General features: G+C 36.3%; 12 protein-coding genes. 10 read left to right on the top strand and 2 right to left on the bottom strand.

What is annotated here, in order from left to right; translation table 11 throughout:
- Positions 1–379 precede the first annotated feature (379 nt).
- From CLV90_RS16955 to CLV90_RS16920, 8 genes are all read left to right on the top strand, one after another.
- Complete coding sequence (locus CLV90_RS16955; RefSeq protein WP_133688700.1) at positions 380–1681, top strand: DEAD/DEAH box helicase; 1302 nt, start codon at positions 380–382, stop codon at positions 1679–1681.
- Between the two features lie 50 nt (positions 1682–1731).
- Positions 1732–2424, top strand: coding sequence for a Type 1 glutamine amidotransferase-like domain-containing protein (locus CLV90_RS16950; RefSeq protein ID WP_133688699.1), 693 nt, complete (start codon positions 1732–1734; stop codon positions 2422–2424).
- A gap of 493 nt (positions 2425–2917) precedes the next feature.
- A complete protein-coding gene (locus CLV90_RS19480; protein ID WP_243835522.1) occupies positions 2918–5080 on the top strand; it encodes an ATP-binding protein in 2163 nt (720 codons plus the stop codon).
- An 18-nt stretch (positions 5081–5098) separates the two neighbouring features.
- On the top strand, positions 5099–8746 hold the full coding sequence (locus CLV90_RS16940) for a sensor histidine kinase (RefSeq protein ID WP_133688698.1): 3648 nt from the start codon (positions 5099–5101) through the stop codon (positions 8744–8746).
- Between the two features lie 52 nt (positions 8747–8798).
- On the top strand, positions 8799–9173 hold the full coding sequence (locus CLV90_RS16935) for a response regulator (protein ID WP_133688697.1): 375 nt from the start codon (positions 8799–8801) through the stop codon (positions 9171–9173).
- 4 nt (positions 9174–9177) lie between these two features.
- A complete protein-coding gene (locus tag CLV90_RS16930; protein ID WP_133688696.1) occupies positions 9178–10218 on the top strand; it encodes an adenylate/guanylate cyclase domain-containing protein in 1041 nt (346 codons plus the stop codon).
- Between the two features lie 43 nt (positions 10219–10261).
- Complete coding sequence (locus CLV90_RS16925) at positions 10262–12106, top strand: DUF885 domain-containing protein (RefSeq protein ID WP_133688695.1); 1845 nt, start codon at positions 10262–10264, stop codon at positions 12104–12106.
- 142 nt (positions 12107–12248) lie between these two features.
- Positions 12249–12872 (top strand): Pycsar system effector family protein, encoded by a 624-nt coding sequence (locus CLV90_RS16920; RefSeq protein WP_243835520.1) that lies wholly within the window; start codon positions 12249–12251, stop codon positions 12870–12872.
- A 1595-nt stretch (positions 12873–14467) separates the two neighbouring features.
- On the opposite strand, the gene CLV90_RS16915 is transcribed toward CLV90_RS16920, so the two are convergent.
- Together CLV90_RS16915 and CLV90_RS16910 are read right to left on the bottom strand one after the other, a co-directional pair.
- Entirely contained in the window at positions 14468–15451 is a 984-nt protein-coding gene (locus CLV90_RS16915; RefSeq protein ID WP_133688694.1) for an SDR family oxidoreductase, read from the bottom strand.
- A 37-nt stretch (positions 15452–15488) separates the two neighbouring features.
- Entirely contained in the window at positions 15489–15869 is a 381-nt protein-coding gene (locus CLV90_RS16910) for a glyoxalase superfamily protein (protein WP_133688693.1), read from the bottom strand.
- 126 nt (positions 15870–15995) lie between these two features.
- Between CLV90_RS16910 and CLV90_RS16905 the strand changes: the two genes are divergently transcribed.
- Positions 15996–18023, top strand: coding sequence for an alpha/beta hydrolase family protein (locus CLV90_RS16905; RefSeq protein ID WP_133688692.1), 2028 nt, complete (start codon positions 15996–15998; stop codon positions 18021–18023).
- Positions 18013–18864: an endonuclease/exonuclease/phosphatase family protein gene (locus tag CLV90_RS16900; RefSeq protein ID WP_243835518.1), complete on the top strand. Its 852-nt coding sequence runs from the start codon at positions 18013–18015 to the stop codon at positions 18862–18864. Before CLV90_RS16905 ends, CLV90_RS16900 begins: the two co-directional genes overlap by 11 nt.
- The last annotated feature ends 14 nt before the right edge of the window (positions 18865–18878 follow it).

The following is an 18878-nucleotide window of genomic DNA, read 5'->3' as shown; positions in this document are numbered from 1 at the left end:
TGGTTGTTGGTTGTTGGTTGTTGGTTGTTGGTTGTTGGTTGTTGGTTGTTGGTTGTTGGTTGTTGGTTGTTGGTTGTTGGTTGTTGGTTGTTGGTAAAATTTAGCTTTGCTAAATTTTCATTTTCAAAAGTCTTTCCTCTCTACTCTATTTTCTCTTTTCCACTTTGTACTTTCAACTTCGTACCTCCCACTTTATACTTAATACTTATTACTTCTCAACACAACCGCTCAACAATCATCCTGCATCACTCTAAATAAGTCTATCTCTATCTTCTTTATTCTAACGTCTAGCTTATTACTTCATACTAAATACCACATACCAACCACTATACTGCTTCTTCCACATTAAAGCGTACCTTTGCAACTTATTAAAATTTTTATGACATTTAAAGAACTCGGCTTAGCCGAACCAATCCTAAAGGCCTTAGAAGCCGAAGGTTATACTCACCCTACTCCAATTCAAGAACAATCCATTCCTATACTACTTAAAGGCAAAGACCTTTTAGGTGTTGCACAAACAGGTACTGGTAAAACTGCTGCTTTCGGTATTCCTATTTTACATCAACTGTATGAAGGTATTAGTTTAAGTCAAACGAAACGTAAGGTTAAAGCTTTAGTAGTTACACCTACTCGTGAGCTTGCCATACAAATTGGCGAAAGCTTTACGGCGTACGGTAAATACACTGGCTTACGTAACACTGTTATTTTCGGCGGTGTAAAGCAAGGGAAACAAGTAAATGCCCTTAGAAGCGGAGTTGATATTTTAATTGCTACTCCCGGTCGTTTATTAGACTTAATGAACCAAGGTTTTATTTCTTTTAGAGATTTAGAGCACGTAGTTTTAGATGAAGCTGACCAAATGCTGGATATGGGTTTCATTCATGACATTAAAAAAATCATTGCAAAATTACCAGCTAAAAGACAATCGTTGTTCTTTTCGGCTACCATGCCTAAAGATATTGTGGAGCTTTCTCGTAAAATGTTAGGTGATTTTGAACGTGTTACTATTAAACCTGAACAAGCAACCGCAGAGAAAGTTGAACAAGGTGTATATTTTGTTAGTAAAGCGAACAAGCCTAAACTTCTTATTCACCTTATTAATGAAAAGCCCGAGAACACATTAATCGTATTCTCAAGAACTAAGCACGGTGCTAACAAGATTGTAAAAAAATTAGACCAAGCTGGTATACGTTCTGCTGCAATACACGGTAACAAATCGCAAACGGCAAGACAAAAAGCTTTAGGTAGTTTTAAAGATGGTTCGTTGAAAGTATTGGTGGCTACAGATATTGCTGCAAGAGGTATTGATGTTGAAGATTTATCGTTAGTGGTAAATTACGATTTACCTAATGTTTCTGAAACTTACGTACACCGTATTGGTAGAACAGGACGTGCAAACGCAAGCGGAATCGCAATTTCGTTCTGTGACAAAGAAGAAAGAGCATACTTACGTGATATTGAAAAGCTAATTAAGCAACCTGTACCACGTATGCCAGAACATCAATTTACAGATGAGAATGGTGAAGAAGAGAAAGATGACAGACCGGCAAGAACCCCTAGAGGTCCTGGAAAATCAGGGAACAAAAATAAAAATAGACCTGGTGGCAACAATTTTCGTGGAAAGAACAATAGAAACACAAGCAGACCTAAAAAACGAAATGACTCTAGCAGAAGCGAATAGCTTCTGTTAGAATTACATTTTATCTTTAGCATAAACATTTTATCGTCTTTATGAAAAAGCAAATGGTAATTTACGGTAGTGGCCGCCATACCGTACCTTTCTTAAATTATATCGCTAAATCTACTGGTAAAGAAAAGCCCAACATGTGCTTTATTCCTACAGCTAGCGGTGAAGACGAACAGTATATTGCTTCTTTCTATGATGTGTGTTCACAGATTGATGTTACTCCGCATGTACTTTCCGTTTGGATTAATTCTTACGACCAAAAAGAATCTTTCGAGGAAATTATTTCTCGAATGGATGCTATCATTGTTGGTGGAGGAAATACCCTAAATATGCTAGCCATTTGGAAAGCACAAGGTATTGACATTGCTCTTAAGAAAGCTTATGAAAACGGAGTGGTTATGGGTGGTGGTAGCGCTGGCTCTCTTTGCTGGTTTAATGGTGGCACCACAGATTCCAGACCTAAAGAACTAAGTATTGTTGGCGGTATGGCATTTATAGACAAAAGCCACTGTCCGCATTACAATTCTGAAACTTCACGTAGACCGTTGTATTTCGAGAATATTAAAACCGGGAAGCTATCTGACGGTTATGCGTGTGACGACCGTTCTGCTATTCATTTTATTAATGGCGAGGTACATACTTCTGTTTCTTTAAACGAGGAAAACCATTCTTATTACGTGTATTTAAAGGATGGTGAAATTGTTGAAGAATTGATACCGAGTACAGTTATTTTATAACTTCAATCTAATAGTTTCATTTACGTGCTAATATCCATATTAAGGATTCTAGTTCATCCCTTGCATCTAAATTCTTAATAAAACACTTTAAAAGTATAAGTTATTTATGTACTTTAAGGGTGTAAAATTCCCCTATATTTTTCTGATTTACAATATGTTGCTCTTCACCCCCTGATGTGTAGCCTTATTTAGCTTGTGTTTAATTCAAAAAATTAAATGCGAGTATGAAGTTGTAATCAGTGCTATTTTATTAAACCAACCACCAATTTGTGCATGAAATTAGCTGTAAAAAGGGAAAATCAAGTCATTGAAATCTATACCAAATGGCTACTTGATTATTTAAATTTCTACCTAACAACCAATACTTACATTTTAAATGAGGACAATTGTTTTAACGGTACTTCCGTCAATAAAGTATTTTTAATTCTTTCTTCAACCTCCAATTTTATTACCACCATTTTTGAATCAGGTTCAACCTATAACTTAAGAATCAATGATTAAACAATCCCTCCTATTCATCACGCTATTTTTCTGTATGCTATTTACGGCAAGTGGGCAAGAAAACCCGGTAGACAAAAATGGAATGGCACTGGATACAATCGTGCATTTTACGAAAGCAAATTTAGATTCAATTTTTGGTTTAAGGTTAACAAATAAAGCAGGTTGGATTTTTAAATCAGGAAATAAGCAAGATGCGTCATCTATAGACATTGATTTAACGGGTTGGGAACGATTAAATCCCTCTCAGATAACCAATGAAATGGCAGATAGTTCTGGCAAATTTGAAGGCTGGTTTAGGTTGCAATTTACCATTGATAGTGCTTTTGCAAAGCTTCCACTCTACTTGGACAAAGAAGACCATGCAGCAGAGGATATTTATATAAATGGAAAGTTGTTCCGTCAATTTGGAGAAAAAGGGAACGACAGAGCCTCATTTAAAGAGCATATTCAAGATTTTGAAATTAGAACCCCAATATTTTTAGAACCTGACACTACATATACATTAGCCATACATTATGTTGACTACAGTACCTATTGGGGCGTTGCTAAATTACTTTATTTGGGCTCTACCAGATTTGTTACCAATGACTATTTTGACTACATGAGTTTTATAGGGTATAGACAATTATTTGACTTATTGAGTTCTTTCATTTTCTTCATTCTTTTCTGGCTTCTTTATTTTCTTATTAAAGAGGAAAGTGAACTACTCTTTATCGCTCTTTTTTCTACTATAATGTTATTGGAGAATTTTAGCACAGCTTTCTATGGTGGTGATAGTTTGTACTTTACAATTCCTTCTCATTACATGATAATACTTACATATTGCAGTTTTTATTTAGAATTATGTTTTTACTTATTCTGCGTTTTGTTCGCCTATAAAATATATTATGGAAAAGTTCCAAAATGGCTTATTTTGGGAAGTTTGATTATACCATTATTTTTCTTCTTTGCATATAACGATATAGGGAATTTCCTATATTTTATATTTAAAATCAGTATTGGCATTTTCTTAATCTACCTATCCATAAAGTCTAAGAATAAAGTAATATCTGCAAGAATACTTCTTTATTGTTTAACATTATCTTATGTCTTTACTCTTGTTGGACTTTTAGTAAGACAATCCTCTATAAAAGATGATTTTAGTCTAAGGTTAATAATGGTTCATAGTGATACGATCGGTAAAGCCATTCTCTTTTTAGGCATGTTAGCATTTGTCGCTTATCGCATGAGAGAGAAAAATGAGGATATGCGTCAAAATGCAATGGAACTTGTAAAGGTAGAAGCTGAAAAGAGTGCGTTAATTACCTCACAAAATGAAAAATTAGAATTAAAAGTAAAAGAAAGAACATCAGAATTAAATCAATCTTTAGAAGAATTAAAAGCCACCCAATCTCAACTCATCCAATCCGAGAAAATGGCGAGTCTAGGAGAACTCACAGCCGGCATTGCCCATGAAATTCAAAATCCATTAAACTTCGTCAATAATTTCTCTGAGGTAAGCAACGAACTTGTTGAAGAAATGAACGAGGAATTGGATAAAGGAGATCTTGAGGAAGTAAAGGCTATTTCATTGGATATCAAACAAAACCTTGAAAAAATAAACCATCACGGTAAACGCGCGGATAATATTGTAAAAGGTATGCTACAACATTCTAGAACCAGCAGCGGCACAAAAGAACCAACCGATATCAATGCCCTTGCAGATGAGTATTTACGCTTGGCCTACCATGGTCTAAGGGCAAAGGATAAATCATTTAACGCCAAACTCATAACCGAATTTGACGAGAACATTGGAAAAGTAAATATTGTACCACAAGACATGGGGCGGGTAATTCTTAATTTGATTACCAATGCGTTTTATGCGGTAAACGAGAAAAAACAAAGAGATGTTAATTTTAAGCCGATAGTTACTGTCAGTACCAAAAAGTCTGATCAACATATCACCATTGGTGTTTCTGATAATGGTGATGGTATTCCAGAAAAAGTCAGAGAGAAAATATTCCAACCCTTTTTCACCACTAAACCTACCGGTCAAGGTACCGGCTTGGGATTAAGCATGAGTTATGATATCGTGACAAAAGGACATAATGGAAAGTTAAAAGTGGAAACAACAAAGAATAAGGGAACCACATTCATTATAGAATTACCAAACTAAACCAACAACCAAACCAGTATGAAAAATACACTTCAAAGTAAACTTGTACTTATAATCAGCTTTTTCTGCTTCTTGCTTTTGGTTTCTTGTCACAAACAAAGCAAGTCCGAAACGGAAACTACTGTAGGTGATTTTAAGGTTCCAGAAACCATACCGTTAGTTTTTACAGAGCCAGAACCTTTTGAATGGGAAACTATAACCAACGACACGCTGACAACTCCCGTTACTTATGATTTAAACGTAGATGCCTTGCCCAGCAAACCTTTTGAACTAAACACGTTTAAACCGCTAAAGTCCCCAATGAAGGAATACGATTTGGACTGGGACAGTTTTCCTACAGAAAATATAACATTTGATTCTGTATCCTTTACTATCACAAAATCTACCATAAAAAAACCGATCATTACCAAAATGAAACCCCCTGGTAATATTGCCGGTACGAACGTAAATCTTCTACAACTTTCTACCAATGAAGGATTGCCCTCCAATGATATTACCTCCTTTTTAGAAACTGAGGATGGTAGTATTTGGGTAGGTTCATCGTCCTTTACATCATTAACACTTTATGACGGTGAAAATGCATTTATCTATGACTACAATACAGTCTATAAAATGGAATTAGATAAACAAGGCAAACTTTGGTTGGTTAGACCTGCAGATCGCATAATCCATGTATTAGATTTTGATAATAATATAGAATATACCATTACTAGAACTGAAAATTTTACCCCGTTCGACATTCTATGTGACCATACCGGTACTATGTATATAGCATCGCTAAATGAAGGCTTCTATACTATTGATCCGGAATTAAAAAGTTTGCAAAAAGTAAGCAACGTTAATAGTAATAAACCCTGGAGGCTTTTTGAAGATAGCAATAATAACCTTTGGTTAGGTTTTACAAATCATTTGAGGGTTTTAGATAAAGACAGAAAGGAACTTAAAACACTTTCAAGAATTGCAAATATTGAAATAAACTCTATAGTTTGGGATGTTACAGAAGATCAAACGGGTAACATTTGGCTTAATTATCCATATCCTTTTGCTACCAATAACACCACCTATCCCAGGGTTTTACGACTCTCATCAAAAAAAAATACGGTAAAAGTATTAGACCCAGAAAATGGCTACAACATAGTAGGTACCGAAATGGAAGAAGATAACCAAGGTAATTTCTGGATTTTGGGAGTTAAAGAGGCGTTTATTTTAAGTAAAAATCTGGAAAAACACAAAACAATAGCTTTAAATAGCGCACTACAAGGCTCTCTAAAAATTCCTAGACCAATAAAAAGGAATGATGGCTCATTATGGATTGCCACTACGGATAATGGAGTATTAATAACCACAAATTACACTTTACAAACAGAATATTTTGATGACACAAGAGGTTTAATAAATAATGAAATATGGGAAATTGAAGAAGACTCAAATGGTGACATATGGTTAGGTACGGCTGCGGGAATCAATATTATCAACTTGAATAATAAATCTATAAAAGCTCTAAGTTTTGAGCAATTACATTGTAATCCTAACACAATTAATTTCATTAAGGAGATTACACCAAATATTTACTTTTTAAATACTAGAGATGGCTTTTCTATTCTTGATCGGCAAAAAAATAAACTCACCTCATACGCCAATGGTGCTAATCTTTTCGGAGCAGGTATTGCAATTATTAATGAGCATACTTTTGCAATATATTCGAGAACGGGTCTGTATGTCTATAATATTGAAAACAATAGCTTTAAAAAAGTAGTTTCCAAAAGTAACCCTGATATTTTAATTGCAGGAAGTGGATCCATAATGGTTTATGATAAAGAAATTCTTTGGACCCCTACTACGAACGGGTTAGCCAAAGTAAATTTAAAAACGAACACCGTAAGTTACCTTAGAGAAGAACAAGGTCTTGGCAATAACAATGTATCCACAGCCAAAATTTCAAATGAAAGAGAGCTATGGTTAGCTACCGAAAATGGTGTTAACATACTTAACTTAGAACAAAATACGCTAACCCCAATAAAGAAAGAAAACGGACTATACCCTACTGATTTTTATGATCTGACAGAAAAAGGGGGCATAATGTACGCTGCTAGTGGTAATGGCTTAATTGCCATGGAAAAAGCCACTGTAAAAACAACAGATAAAGGCTTCTACAATTTTAATGACGGACTCGGTTTTAAATCGAACGATTATTTACAAGATTCCCCTAAATTTTTAAAAAACGGACAGTTTTGGTCAGGTGTTACAAGTACTTCCAATGAATGGAAACTACTTGTTCTTAACTCAGAACCACAACAAGATAGCACTACTGGAACAGTGAAAATCAACAACATGTTCGTCATGGATGAAAACCCGTGGTTCGAATTAACTATTGTAAAAGATTCTACAAATGTGCAAACTTCAGCCTATGCCAGTACCAATAGTATAAGATGGGATTCTGTTAAAGCTCCTTATAATATTCCAGAAGGTCTTACACTCCCCTATAATCAGAACAGTATTAGTTTTAGTTATGGTAGTGATGCCATATTTAATAGAGATAAATTAAACTATCGTTTTATTCTAGATGGTGAAGATGAAGATTGGAGCTATGCTGCAAACGCTACCAAGACCAAGAACTATTATAACTTAAAACCAGGGGATTACACCTTTAAAGTGGCTGTTAGAGGTGCGAATAGCGGCTGGTCCGTACCAGATACACTTTCATTTAAAATAAAGCCGCCATGGTGGCAAACTTGGTGGGCATATTTGCTCTTCGGTTTAATAGCGGCCAGCATTCTAAGAGCGTACATTGTTTTTAGAGCTAGAAAGTTAACTAAAGAGAATAGAATTTTAGAAGAGCGGGTTTCCCATAGAACTATACAGCTTAAAACCAAAATAGATGAATTAAAGTCCACCCAATCTAAACTTATTCAGTCTGAAAAAATGGCAAGTTTGGGTGAACTCACCGCAGGTATTGCCCACGAAATTCAGAATCCGCTAAACTTCGTCAACAACTTCTCTGAAGTAAATAAGGAACTTCTTGATGAACTGGAAGAAGAAATTGATAATGGTAATTATGATGAAGTAAAGGCACTGGCAAAAGATGTATCTGCCAACGAAGATAAAATTATCTTTCATGGCAAACGTGCCGATGGTATTGTAAAAGGAATGCTGCAACATAGCCGTAGCAGCACCGGTCAAAAAGAAATGACCGATATTAATACCTTATCAGATGAATACTTACGCCTAGCCTACCATGGTCTGCGCGCAAAGGACAAATCTTTCAATGCTACCTTGAATACCGATTTTGATGACTCCATCGGTAAACTAAATATAGTAGCTCAAGATATGGGCAGGGTAATTCTAAATCTTATTACCAATGCATTTTATGTAGTAAAAAAGAAGAAAGAAGAAAACCCAAAAGGCTACAATCCTACTGTTTCTGTGAGCACCGAAAAACAGGATAATATGGTGCTCATAAAAGTTTCCGATAATGGCAACGGAGTACCTAAAGAGGTATTGGATAAAATATTTCAACCTTTCTTCACCACTAAACCTTCTGGCGAAGGCACTGGGCTGGGACTATCATTAAGTTATGATATTGTAAAAGTTCATGGAGGTGAATTAACGGTAGAAACAAAACAAGGAGAAGGTACCACCTTCACTATCGCTTTACCAGTGAATTAAATGATTTAATGTTCCCCATTAAAATTATTTGAAAATTATAAATAACCACCTTATGAAGATATTAGTTGTAGATGACGAACAAGATGTAAAAGTTTTATTTCAGCAGCGCTTTAGAAAAGAAATAAGAAAAGAGGAGCTTGAGTTTGTTTTTGCATTCTCTGGAGAGGAAGCCTTAAATCTAATGAAAGCAATGGAACATGAAGCTGTGTTGATTTTATCTGATATTAATATGCCTGGTATGAGTGGCTTAGAGTTATTGGATACCATTAAAAAGAATTATGTAAAGCCCCCACCAATGGTTATGATGATTACCGCCTATGGCGATGACGAGAATAGAACAATGGCTAAAAACTTGGGAGCCGATGATTTTCTTACCAAGCCTTTAGATTTTTCACTATTAAAAAATAAGCTGACAACCTTAAGCTAAGACTATGGCAAAAATAATGGTAGTAGATGATGAGACGGATTTAGAGATACTCATTAAACAGAAATTTAGAAAGCAAATACGGCAGAACGAATACGAGTTTGTATTTGCTATAAACGGTAGAGATGCGCTAGAAAAACTTGGGGAAAATCCAGGTATAGATATTGTTTTGAGCGATATTAACATGCCAGAGATGGACGGTCTTACCCTACTCTCAGAGTTACATGAATCTAGCCCGTTAATTAAATCGGTCATTGTTTCCGCTTATGGTGATATGGAAAATATTCGTGTGGCCATGAATCGAGGTGCCTTTGATTTTATCACCAAACCCATAAATTTTGAAGACTTGACCATTACTATGGAAAAGACTTTAAAGCATACCATGGAAATTAGAAAAACGTTGCAAGCCATTAAAGAAAACAATATTCTTAAAATGTATGTTGATGAAAATGTGCTCAATTTTATGGGTGGCCAAGAGTATGAGTCTAAAATTATGGCAAATGAAAATATTGAAGGCACCATAATGTTCGTAGACGTTTGCGGATTCACAAAAATTAGTGAGACCACTAGTCCTGACATTGTTGTTTCAATGCTAAATACCTATTTCGATGCCATGGTAAAAGAAATTATGGAGCAAGATGGTATCATAGATAAATTTATTGGTGATGCCGTTATGGCCGTATTTAGAGGAGAATATCATTTAGACCGGGCCATTGATGCCGCATTGGCCATTAGAAATCAAGTCAATAGCCTACCTAAAGAAGAAGGCAAAGAAACATACCAACCAAAAGTTTCCATAGGTATTAAAAGTGGGGAAATGATTTCGGGAAATATTGGTTCGGCTACTCTTAAACGTCTAGATTACACCGTTATAGGAGATTCGGTAAATACTGCCGCCAGGTTGCAAGATGCGGCAAAAGAAAATCAAATTATTATCTGTGAAAGTTGTTATGAGCAAGTAAAAGAAGCCTTTAAATGTGAAAACTTAGGAAGTATCAATATGAAAAATAAATCGCAACCGCTTACCGTGTACAATGTAATAGAATAGCTAGCCAAAATAAATTAATAATCATGACCAAAAAAACAATCAAATGAACAAATTCAAATTTTTTAACATAGTACTTATGATTGCCTTATTGATTCCTTTTTTCGGGTATCAGCAAGAGAATGTCAAGCAAAGGACAAAGCAATCAGTTGAAGAGCAACTGAGCTTTATTAAAAACAAGTTTAATTTTGAAGATGAAAGTGAACGTTTAAAAGCTTTTTTTGAAGCCTATGCGCAAAACCAAATAGCTGAATCGCCAGCAATGGCTACTTTTTTTGGTAAACCTGGATATGATGATGTATGGGATGACTTTTCACTTGAAGGTGCAGATAAGAAATTAGCCAACTTAAAATTATTTAATGAAGCTCAAAAGTGGTTTGATGTAAACCAATTGACAGAAGAAGAGGTTGTGAATATAGATATTTTCAACGCAGCTGTAAGTATTCAATATTCTCTTGAAAGTCAGTTTCCTGAAAAGTATTTAATCATTGATCAAATAGATGGGTTTCACATATACCTCCCTGCAATTATACAAATGATGCCCGCCAATTCTTCTACTGGAGTTAAAAATATACTTTCCAGGTTAGAAGGACTACCTAATTTATTGCAACAGGCTCAAAACATTTTGACTGAGGGAATTGAAAAAGGTATTGTGATGCCTCGAAATACGGTCATTCAAGTACCCGAACAATTAAAACAAATCATCTCGAATACTCCCGAAGAAAGTGTTTTTTATACCCCCTTCGCCAATCTTAAAGAAGAAATAATTATAGAAGGAAGAGCATCCATAACAGATGATGCGCAGAAGATTATTGCTACTAAAATAAATCCTGCGCTCATAAAGTTTACCGATTTTGTGGAGAAAGAATATCTACCCAAAACCCGTGAAAGTTATGGTCTTAACCAGTTACCAAATGGCGAAGCTTGGTACAATAAACTTATTACATACCACACCTCTACCAATATGACCGCTAAAGAAGTGCACACATTGGGACTATCTGAGGTAGCAAGAATTAAAAAGGAAATGGAAAATTTGAAGTCGGATATTAGCTTCGAAGGAGACCTTACCGCCTTTAATGATTTCTTAAGAGAAGACCCTCAATTTTTCTTTGAAACTCCAGAAGAGCTGCTTACAGCATACCGAGACATTTGTAAGCGCATTGATCCTGTTTTACCTAAACTCTTTGGTAAGCTACCTAGATTACCTTATGGTGTAAAGCAAGTGCCGGCCTACTCAGAAAAAGCCTCTACAACTGCTTATTACTATCCAGGTTCTTTACAATCTGGGATACCTGGTTATTTTTATGCAAACACCTATAACTTAAATACCAGACCTAAATGGGAAATGGAAGCATTGAGTATTCATGAAGCCGTTCCCGGTCATCACCTACAATTAGCACTAGCTTCAGAGCTTGAAGACGTTCCAGAATTTAGATCTATGCTGAATTTCACCGCATTTATTGAAGGTTGGGGACTTTATTCGGAAAGCTTAGGTCCAGAATTGGGTTTCTATAAAGACCCTTATTCAAAATACGGGCAGCTAACGTATGAGATGTGGCGTGCCATACGCTTAGTAGTAGATACGGGAATCCACGCTTACGGTTGGTCTAGACAAAAAGCCATAGACTATTTTATAATGAATTCGGGTAAAAGCTTAAATGATATTACCGTTGAAATAGATAGATATATTGCTATGCCAGGGCAGGCATTAGCTTACAAAATCGGAGAATTAAAAATAAAAGAACTAAGAAAAAAAGCTGAAACAACGCTTACTGATCAATTTAATATCAGGGCATTTCATGACGTAGTATTAGGAAGTGGGACCATTCCCTTAGGTGTTTTGGAAGCCAATGTGAATAATTGGATTACACAGCAAACAACAAAATTATAAAATGAAAATTTAATATTATGATATTAGAGGTTAAAGAGGCTTTTAAATGTTAGCACCTAGGTAGTATTAACATGAAGTATAAAGCACAACCTCTTAGGGTGTACAATGTGATAGAATTGCGATTGAAATTAAATTTAAAGCCATGACCAAACCATCAAACAATAAGAACCAAAAAACAAATAAAGAACAAAATCAGAATCCTCTATCTGCTTTTGAGAAAGGTCTATTAGATGAACTAAAATCTAAAGGGCATGCTGAAGAGTTGGTGGATCATTATTGGGGTACAATTAATTATGTATCTGGACTCATAAAGGCTTCGGAATTGAAGGCGGGACTTATACTCTCTTTCTACGGTATAGTTCTGAATTTTATTTATCAAAGTGCAGCTCCCGTAATGCATTCTGTATCAGATGCAATTTTATTCTACATTCTAATTGGGTTGTGGTTTGTTGCTACCGTAATTTCCATTTTTTATAGTGTACGCTGCTTTATTCCAAAGCTTGAAGGGAACTACAGTGATAATGTGTTTTATTTTGGAGATGTCATTACCAAGTTTGGTACCATCAAAGAATTTTCAAAGAAATTTTATGATGTAAGTATCAATGAAAAAGAGGTTTTTGAACAGTTGGGGGAGCAGATATACATCAATTCTAAAATATCGGCTTGGAAATTTAGAAACGTGCAAAGATCTATTCGGTTTTTAGCTATTAGTCTTGTGCTACTGCTATTAACAGCAGTTTATTATGGAGTGCTTAGAATTATTTAAGGAATAAAAATTCTAAACTTAAGAAAAAGTAATTTAAACTTTAGTCTAGAGAATATCTAAAACTGTAGCAACCTTACCCCAGTCTAAGGCATATGTAACCACATAGGAACCCACCCCTAGCCCCTCCCAAGAGGGGAATAGTTCTTGCTTGAATTAAATAAAGTCGATAGGTTAACCATAGACTTCAAAATTCGTCCCTGTCCCACAATCAAAAACGTAAACCTCCCCTCTTGGGAGGGGATTAAGGGGTGGGTAATACCAATCGTAAATTATTCTAAATGGTAAATCAAACCAAAGAGGTCTAATTAGGTTCTTGCCACTGAAATTATTACTGATTGTTTGTGAAATACTGCCCACAACACCCACCCCTAGCCCCTCCCTAGAGGGGAATAGATTGTACATTAGATAAACTTTATTGAGAAAGGCATCAAGGTAACTTTAGACTTTCAAATACGACTCAAACTCACAAACATAAACGCAAACCCTCCCCTCCTTGGAGGGGATCAAGGGGTGGGTAACACGGAATGTGAATTACTCTAAAAAGCTAAATCAAACTAGAAAGGTTTAATTAGATTCTTGCTTCTGAAATTATTACTGATTGTTTGTGAAATACTGCCCACAAGACCCACCCCTAGCCCCTCCCAAGAGGGGAATAGCTCTTGCTGACATTTTAAAATATTTACAGAATTGACATTGTAACCCTAGATTTAAAGGCACTTCTAGTTCGAAATCAAAAACGCAAACCTCCCCTCCTCGGAGGGGATTGAGGGGTGGGTAATACGGATGATGAACTAGTCTAAAAAGAGAAATAAAACTAATGAGATTTAATTAGATTCTTGCCTCTTAAATTATTACGAACTGTTTTTGAAATACTGACTAAAAGACCCACGCCTAGCCCCTCCCAGGGGGGGAATACCTAGTTGCTTTATTGAAACCTATTCATTGAATGATCAATGCAACCTTAAATTTGCAGACCTGTTAGAAACTCCAGAACTAAAACGTAATCCTCCCCTCCTTGGAGGGGATAAAGGGGTGGGTAAAACGAATAATGAAGTAGTCTAAATGGTAAATCAAACTAAGAAGGTTTAATTAGATTCTTGCCTCTGAAATTATTACTGATTGTTTGTGAAATACTGCCCACAAGACCCACCCCTAGCCCCTCCCAAGAGGGGAATAGTTCTTGCTTGAATTAAACTTTGTTACTAAAGTCGATAGGTTAACCATAGACTTCAAAATTCGTCCCTGTCCCATAATCAAAAACGAAAACCTCCCCTCCTCGGAGGGGATTGAGGGGTGGGTAATACGGATGACGAACTAGTCTAAAAGCTTAATCAAACTAAGAAGGTTTAATTAGATTCTTGCCTCTGAAATTATTACGAACTGTTTTTGAAACGCTGCCTCTAAGACCCACCCCTAGCCCCTCCCAAGAGGGGAATAGTTCTTGCTTGAATTAAACTTTGTTACTAAAGTCGATAGGTTAACCATAGACTTCAAAATTCGTCCCCACAATCAAAAACGTAAACCTCCCCTCTTGGGAGGGGATTTAGGGGTGGGTAATACGGATGATGAATAGTCTATAAAACTTAACCCGAACACTACAACCCCTTATAAGCCTTCAAAACATTCTCAATCTTAGCTTCTGTCTCTGCATCTATATTTTGATGCTCAGGATTATCTTTTAACCACTTCACAGTTCTCTTTATCCCTTCCGAAAACGGAATGGTGGCTTTGAATCCCGGTACAAAAGTTTTTATCTTAGTATTATCGAACAAAACGCTTTCTGCTTTGTCTGCCAATAAAGTACCCGTGAATGATGGTTCTACTTTACATATAAAATCTGATGCAATGTGTACTACTTTTGCTTCCTTCCCTAAGGCATCAGCCAAAATCTTATAAATCATATTCCAGGTCAGCACCTCATCTGAAGTAATATGAAAAGCATGCCCTATTGCGGTCTGTAATCCTAATAAACCTACAAATCCTTTTGCAAAATCATCTGAATGTGTCACTGTCCAAAGTGAGGTTCCGTCTCCATGTACAATTATTTCTTTGCCATCTAATATTCGCTGTGCGGTATTGAATTTATCAAATCCACCAAGAGCAATAGGTATTACCGTATCATACGTTAAGGATGGTCTTACTATGGTAATAGGAAATCCTTCCTCGCGATATGCTTTCTGTAACCTGTCCTCACACTGAATTTTACCTTGAGAGTAATCCCATAGATTATTGTGCAGCGGAGTAGATTCCGTAATCACAGGATAACTTAAGGGTGTCTGGTAACAAGATGCAGAACTGATGAAAATATATTGCTTGGTCTTTCCTTTGAACAAATCTATATCGCGCTCAATATCATCGGGAGTAAAAGCTATCCAGTTTACGACAACATCCCACTCATGTTTTTTCAACTCCGTAAGTTCTTCGGGCTTGTTGATATCTCCAATAATACTATGTGCACCTTCTATCTCCACCTTGGCTTTTCCCCTATTCAATAAATACAGATTCATTCCTCTAGCCACTGCCAATCTACTGCTTGGTGTACTGATATTTCCTGTTCCTCCTATAAATAATACTTTCATTTTTTATTTTAATTCTGATAATCAATTAAATAACACACTATACATCCCTGTAAAAAGTTAATCCGTTTTTAAAGGGGTCATAAAATGCAAACTCACGTGTACCCCAGGCTGTTTCTCGTAACAACGTATGGGCATGAAAAACATCCACCCTAGAAAATTCATTGTACAAGGCTTCAATATTTTGAGAGACAATACGCAACATTGGTCTGTTTATATCTGCCTCCCACATTCTTTTATCGTGCCACTGCAAATGAATCTCGACATCATCCCTTAAAATACCTGCATATTTAGGATTCTTAGCATCATCTGCAAAGGCAATTCTAAACCCTAATCGGTTAACATAAAAATCTAACGCCTCAACAACATCCCAAACCGGAAGTACTGGATGAATTTGATGTAAATAGCCTTTTTCTTCCATACCGTGAAAATACAAAAAGGATTAAATGTTTGAATGTTAATACTTCCTCAATTCTCAATACAAGAAGTTTATTTTTTTAAGTAATTCGCTATCTTCATAGCATCATTTCAAACCAAACTCAACACTATGAAAATTTTTAGCAAAACTCTCTTTCTCCTGCTATTCACAGTTTCGGTAACTGCCCAAGTTTCATCAAATCTTGAGCTTACCGATATTTTTAACATGGAGTATGTATCTGACCCTCAGATATCACCTGATGGAACCAAAATCATCTATGTTCGGAATTTTAAGGACATTATGACGGACAGAAATTTATCTAATCTTTGGATGGTAAATTACGATGGTTCACAAAACAGACCATTGACTACCGGTAACCAAAACGATTATTACCCACGTTGGTCTCATGATGGTAAGAAAATCATTTTTAAATCGAACCAAACCGATGATAAAATGAAGTTATACCTCATGTGGATGGATACGAAAGAAATTGCACCGCTAACGAATACGCCTAAAGCACCTGGAGCGGTTAGTTGGTCTAATGATGATCGTTATTTGGCATTTACCATGTTCGTACCAGAAGCTGAAGAATCTATAGTGAAACTACCTGCAAAACCTGAAGGTGCAAAATGGAATACTCCACCAACATACATTGACAAATTAAATTACAGAGGTGACGGGCAAGGCTACATAAAAGGCGGTCATGACCAAATATTCACGTTATCTATTGATGGTGGCACACCAAAACAACTGACGGCAACATCGTTTGACCATGGTGCTCCTGTTTGGGCGAAAAACGATAAAACGCTATACTTTTCTGCAAATTTTAATCCTGATGAGGCTTTTGAACCTGCAAATAGCGAAGTGTATGCCTTAGACATAGCATCTGCCAAGGTTTCGGCGTTAACTTCTAGATATGGTCCTGATGGTTCTCCAAAAGTATCTCCTGATGGAAAAATGATAGCCTACACTGGTAATGATGACAAATTACAAGGCTACCAGATTACGAACCTTTATGTAATGAATACCGATGGTAGCAACTCAAAATTGCTTTCTGGCAGTTTTGATAGGGACATTGCCAATGCACAATGGGCTAATGATGGTAAAGGACTTTATTTTCAGTATGATACGGAAGGTGCCACCAAAATAGGGCATATTACCTTAGATGGTAAAGTGACTACTATCGTTGAAGGTCTTGGCGGATTGTCATTAGGTAGACCATACAATGCCGGTGATTTTACGGTTTCTAATAACTCAAAATTTGCTTATACTTTAGGGAATACTGAGCACCCGTCTGATTTAGGAGTTGCTGATAAAAAAGGTGCTAATCGATTGACTTTTGTCAATGATGACCTTTTTTCTTTTAGAGATTTAGGTAAAACTGAAGAAATTTGGTGGGAGTCTTCGTATGACCAACAAAAAATTCAAGGTTGGGTGGTGACTCCTCCAAATTTTGACCCTAACAAAAAATATCCTTTTATTCTTGAAATTCATGGCGGACCGTTTACTAGCTACGGCTCAGTTTACAGCGCCGAGATACAGGCTTATGCTGCAGCTGGTTATGTTGTTTTGTACAGCAACCCAAGAGGTAGTACAAGTTACGGAGCGGAATTTGGCAACTTAATTCACCATGACTACCCTAACCATGATTATGAGGATTTAATGAGCGGTGTTGATGCTGTTATTGAAAAAGGATATGTGGATACCGAAAATCTTTTCGTGACCGGTGGTAGCGGCGGCGGCGTACTGACTGCTTGGATAGTTGGCAAAACAGACCGATTTAAAGCTGCCGTAGTTGCCAAGCCAGTAATTAACTGGACAAGTTTTGTGCTCTATGCTGATGGTGCTGCTTTTTTCTCTAAATACTGGTTCGGCAAAAAACCCTGGGAAGATCCAGAAAATTATTTTAGACGTTCACCGTTAATGTACGTTGCCAATGTAACTACGCCAACCATGTTGCTTACTGGTGAAGAGGATTATAGAACACCAATCGCAGAATCTGAACAATTCTATACCGCATTAAAATTAGAAGGAGTAGAAACGGCTATGGTGCGAATTCCTGGTGCGGGACACGGTATTGCCAACAGACCTAGTAATTTAATTGCTAAAATTGCGAGTGTGTTGGCTTGGTTCGAAAAGTATAAGGATGTGGAATAATAGCTTGAAGTCGCTAGCATTTATATTGGGATTATTGGTTTCGATATCTACTATTTATGGACAAGAAGTTGATGTGTTGACTTATAATATTAAGTATGATAATGTAAGCGATACCGTGAACAATTGGAACAACCGTAAAGCACCAATGGTTGCCCTATTGCAATATTATAATTCTGATATCATTGGTATGCAAGAGGTTTTGCACCATCAATTGAGCTATCTGGATAAACATCTTACAGATTATTCATACATCGGCGTTGGGCGTGATGACGGAGAGAAAAAGGGCGAATACTCCCCTATTCTTTTTAACACCAAAAAGTACAAGCTTTTACAGGGTGAAACCTTTTGGCTGTCTGAAACTCCTCATGAAATATCTGTAGGTTGGGATGCTGCTATGGAACGTATTTGCACCTATGGTTTATTCGAAGATTTGAATACAGGAAAACAGTTTTTGGTTTTCAATACCCACTTTGACCATATAGGAAGAGTAGCTCGTGAAAAATCTGCTAAATTAATAGCTTCTAAAATCAATGAAATAAGTGAGAATAAACTTCCTGTAGTTTTAATGGGCGATTTGAATTTGAATCCAACAGAAAAGCCTATTCAATATTTACAAAGTGTATTAGCCGATGGGCAAAGTGTTACTCAAAAACCATTCTACGGACCAACAGGAACGTTTAGTGGATTTGACCATTCGCGCATATTATCAAGTCGTATAGATTACATATTTATTGAGAATTTTAAAGTTCTAGAATATGTTCATATTGATGATAGAATGGAAAACAACAAACATATTTCTGATCACCTGCCCGTATTTGCTAAGCTGATTATAGAACAATAACTAGCATAAGAATG

It is taken from the genome of Maribacter spongiicola, from assembly GCF_004364165.1.
GTDB classification, from domain to species: Bacteria; Bacteroidota; Bacteroidia; order Flavobacteriales; family Flavobacteriaceae; genus Maribacter; species Maribacter spongiicola.
The sequence above is the reverse complement of the archived record's forward strand: the minus strand, read 5'-3'. Positions and strand labels throughout refer to the sequence as shown.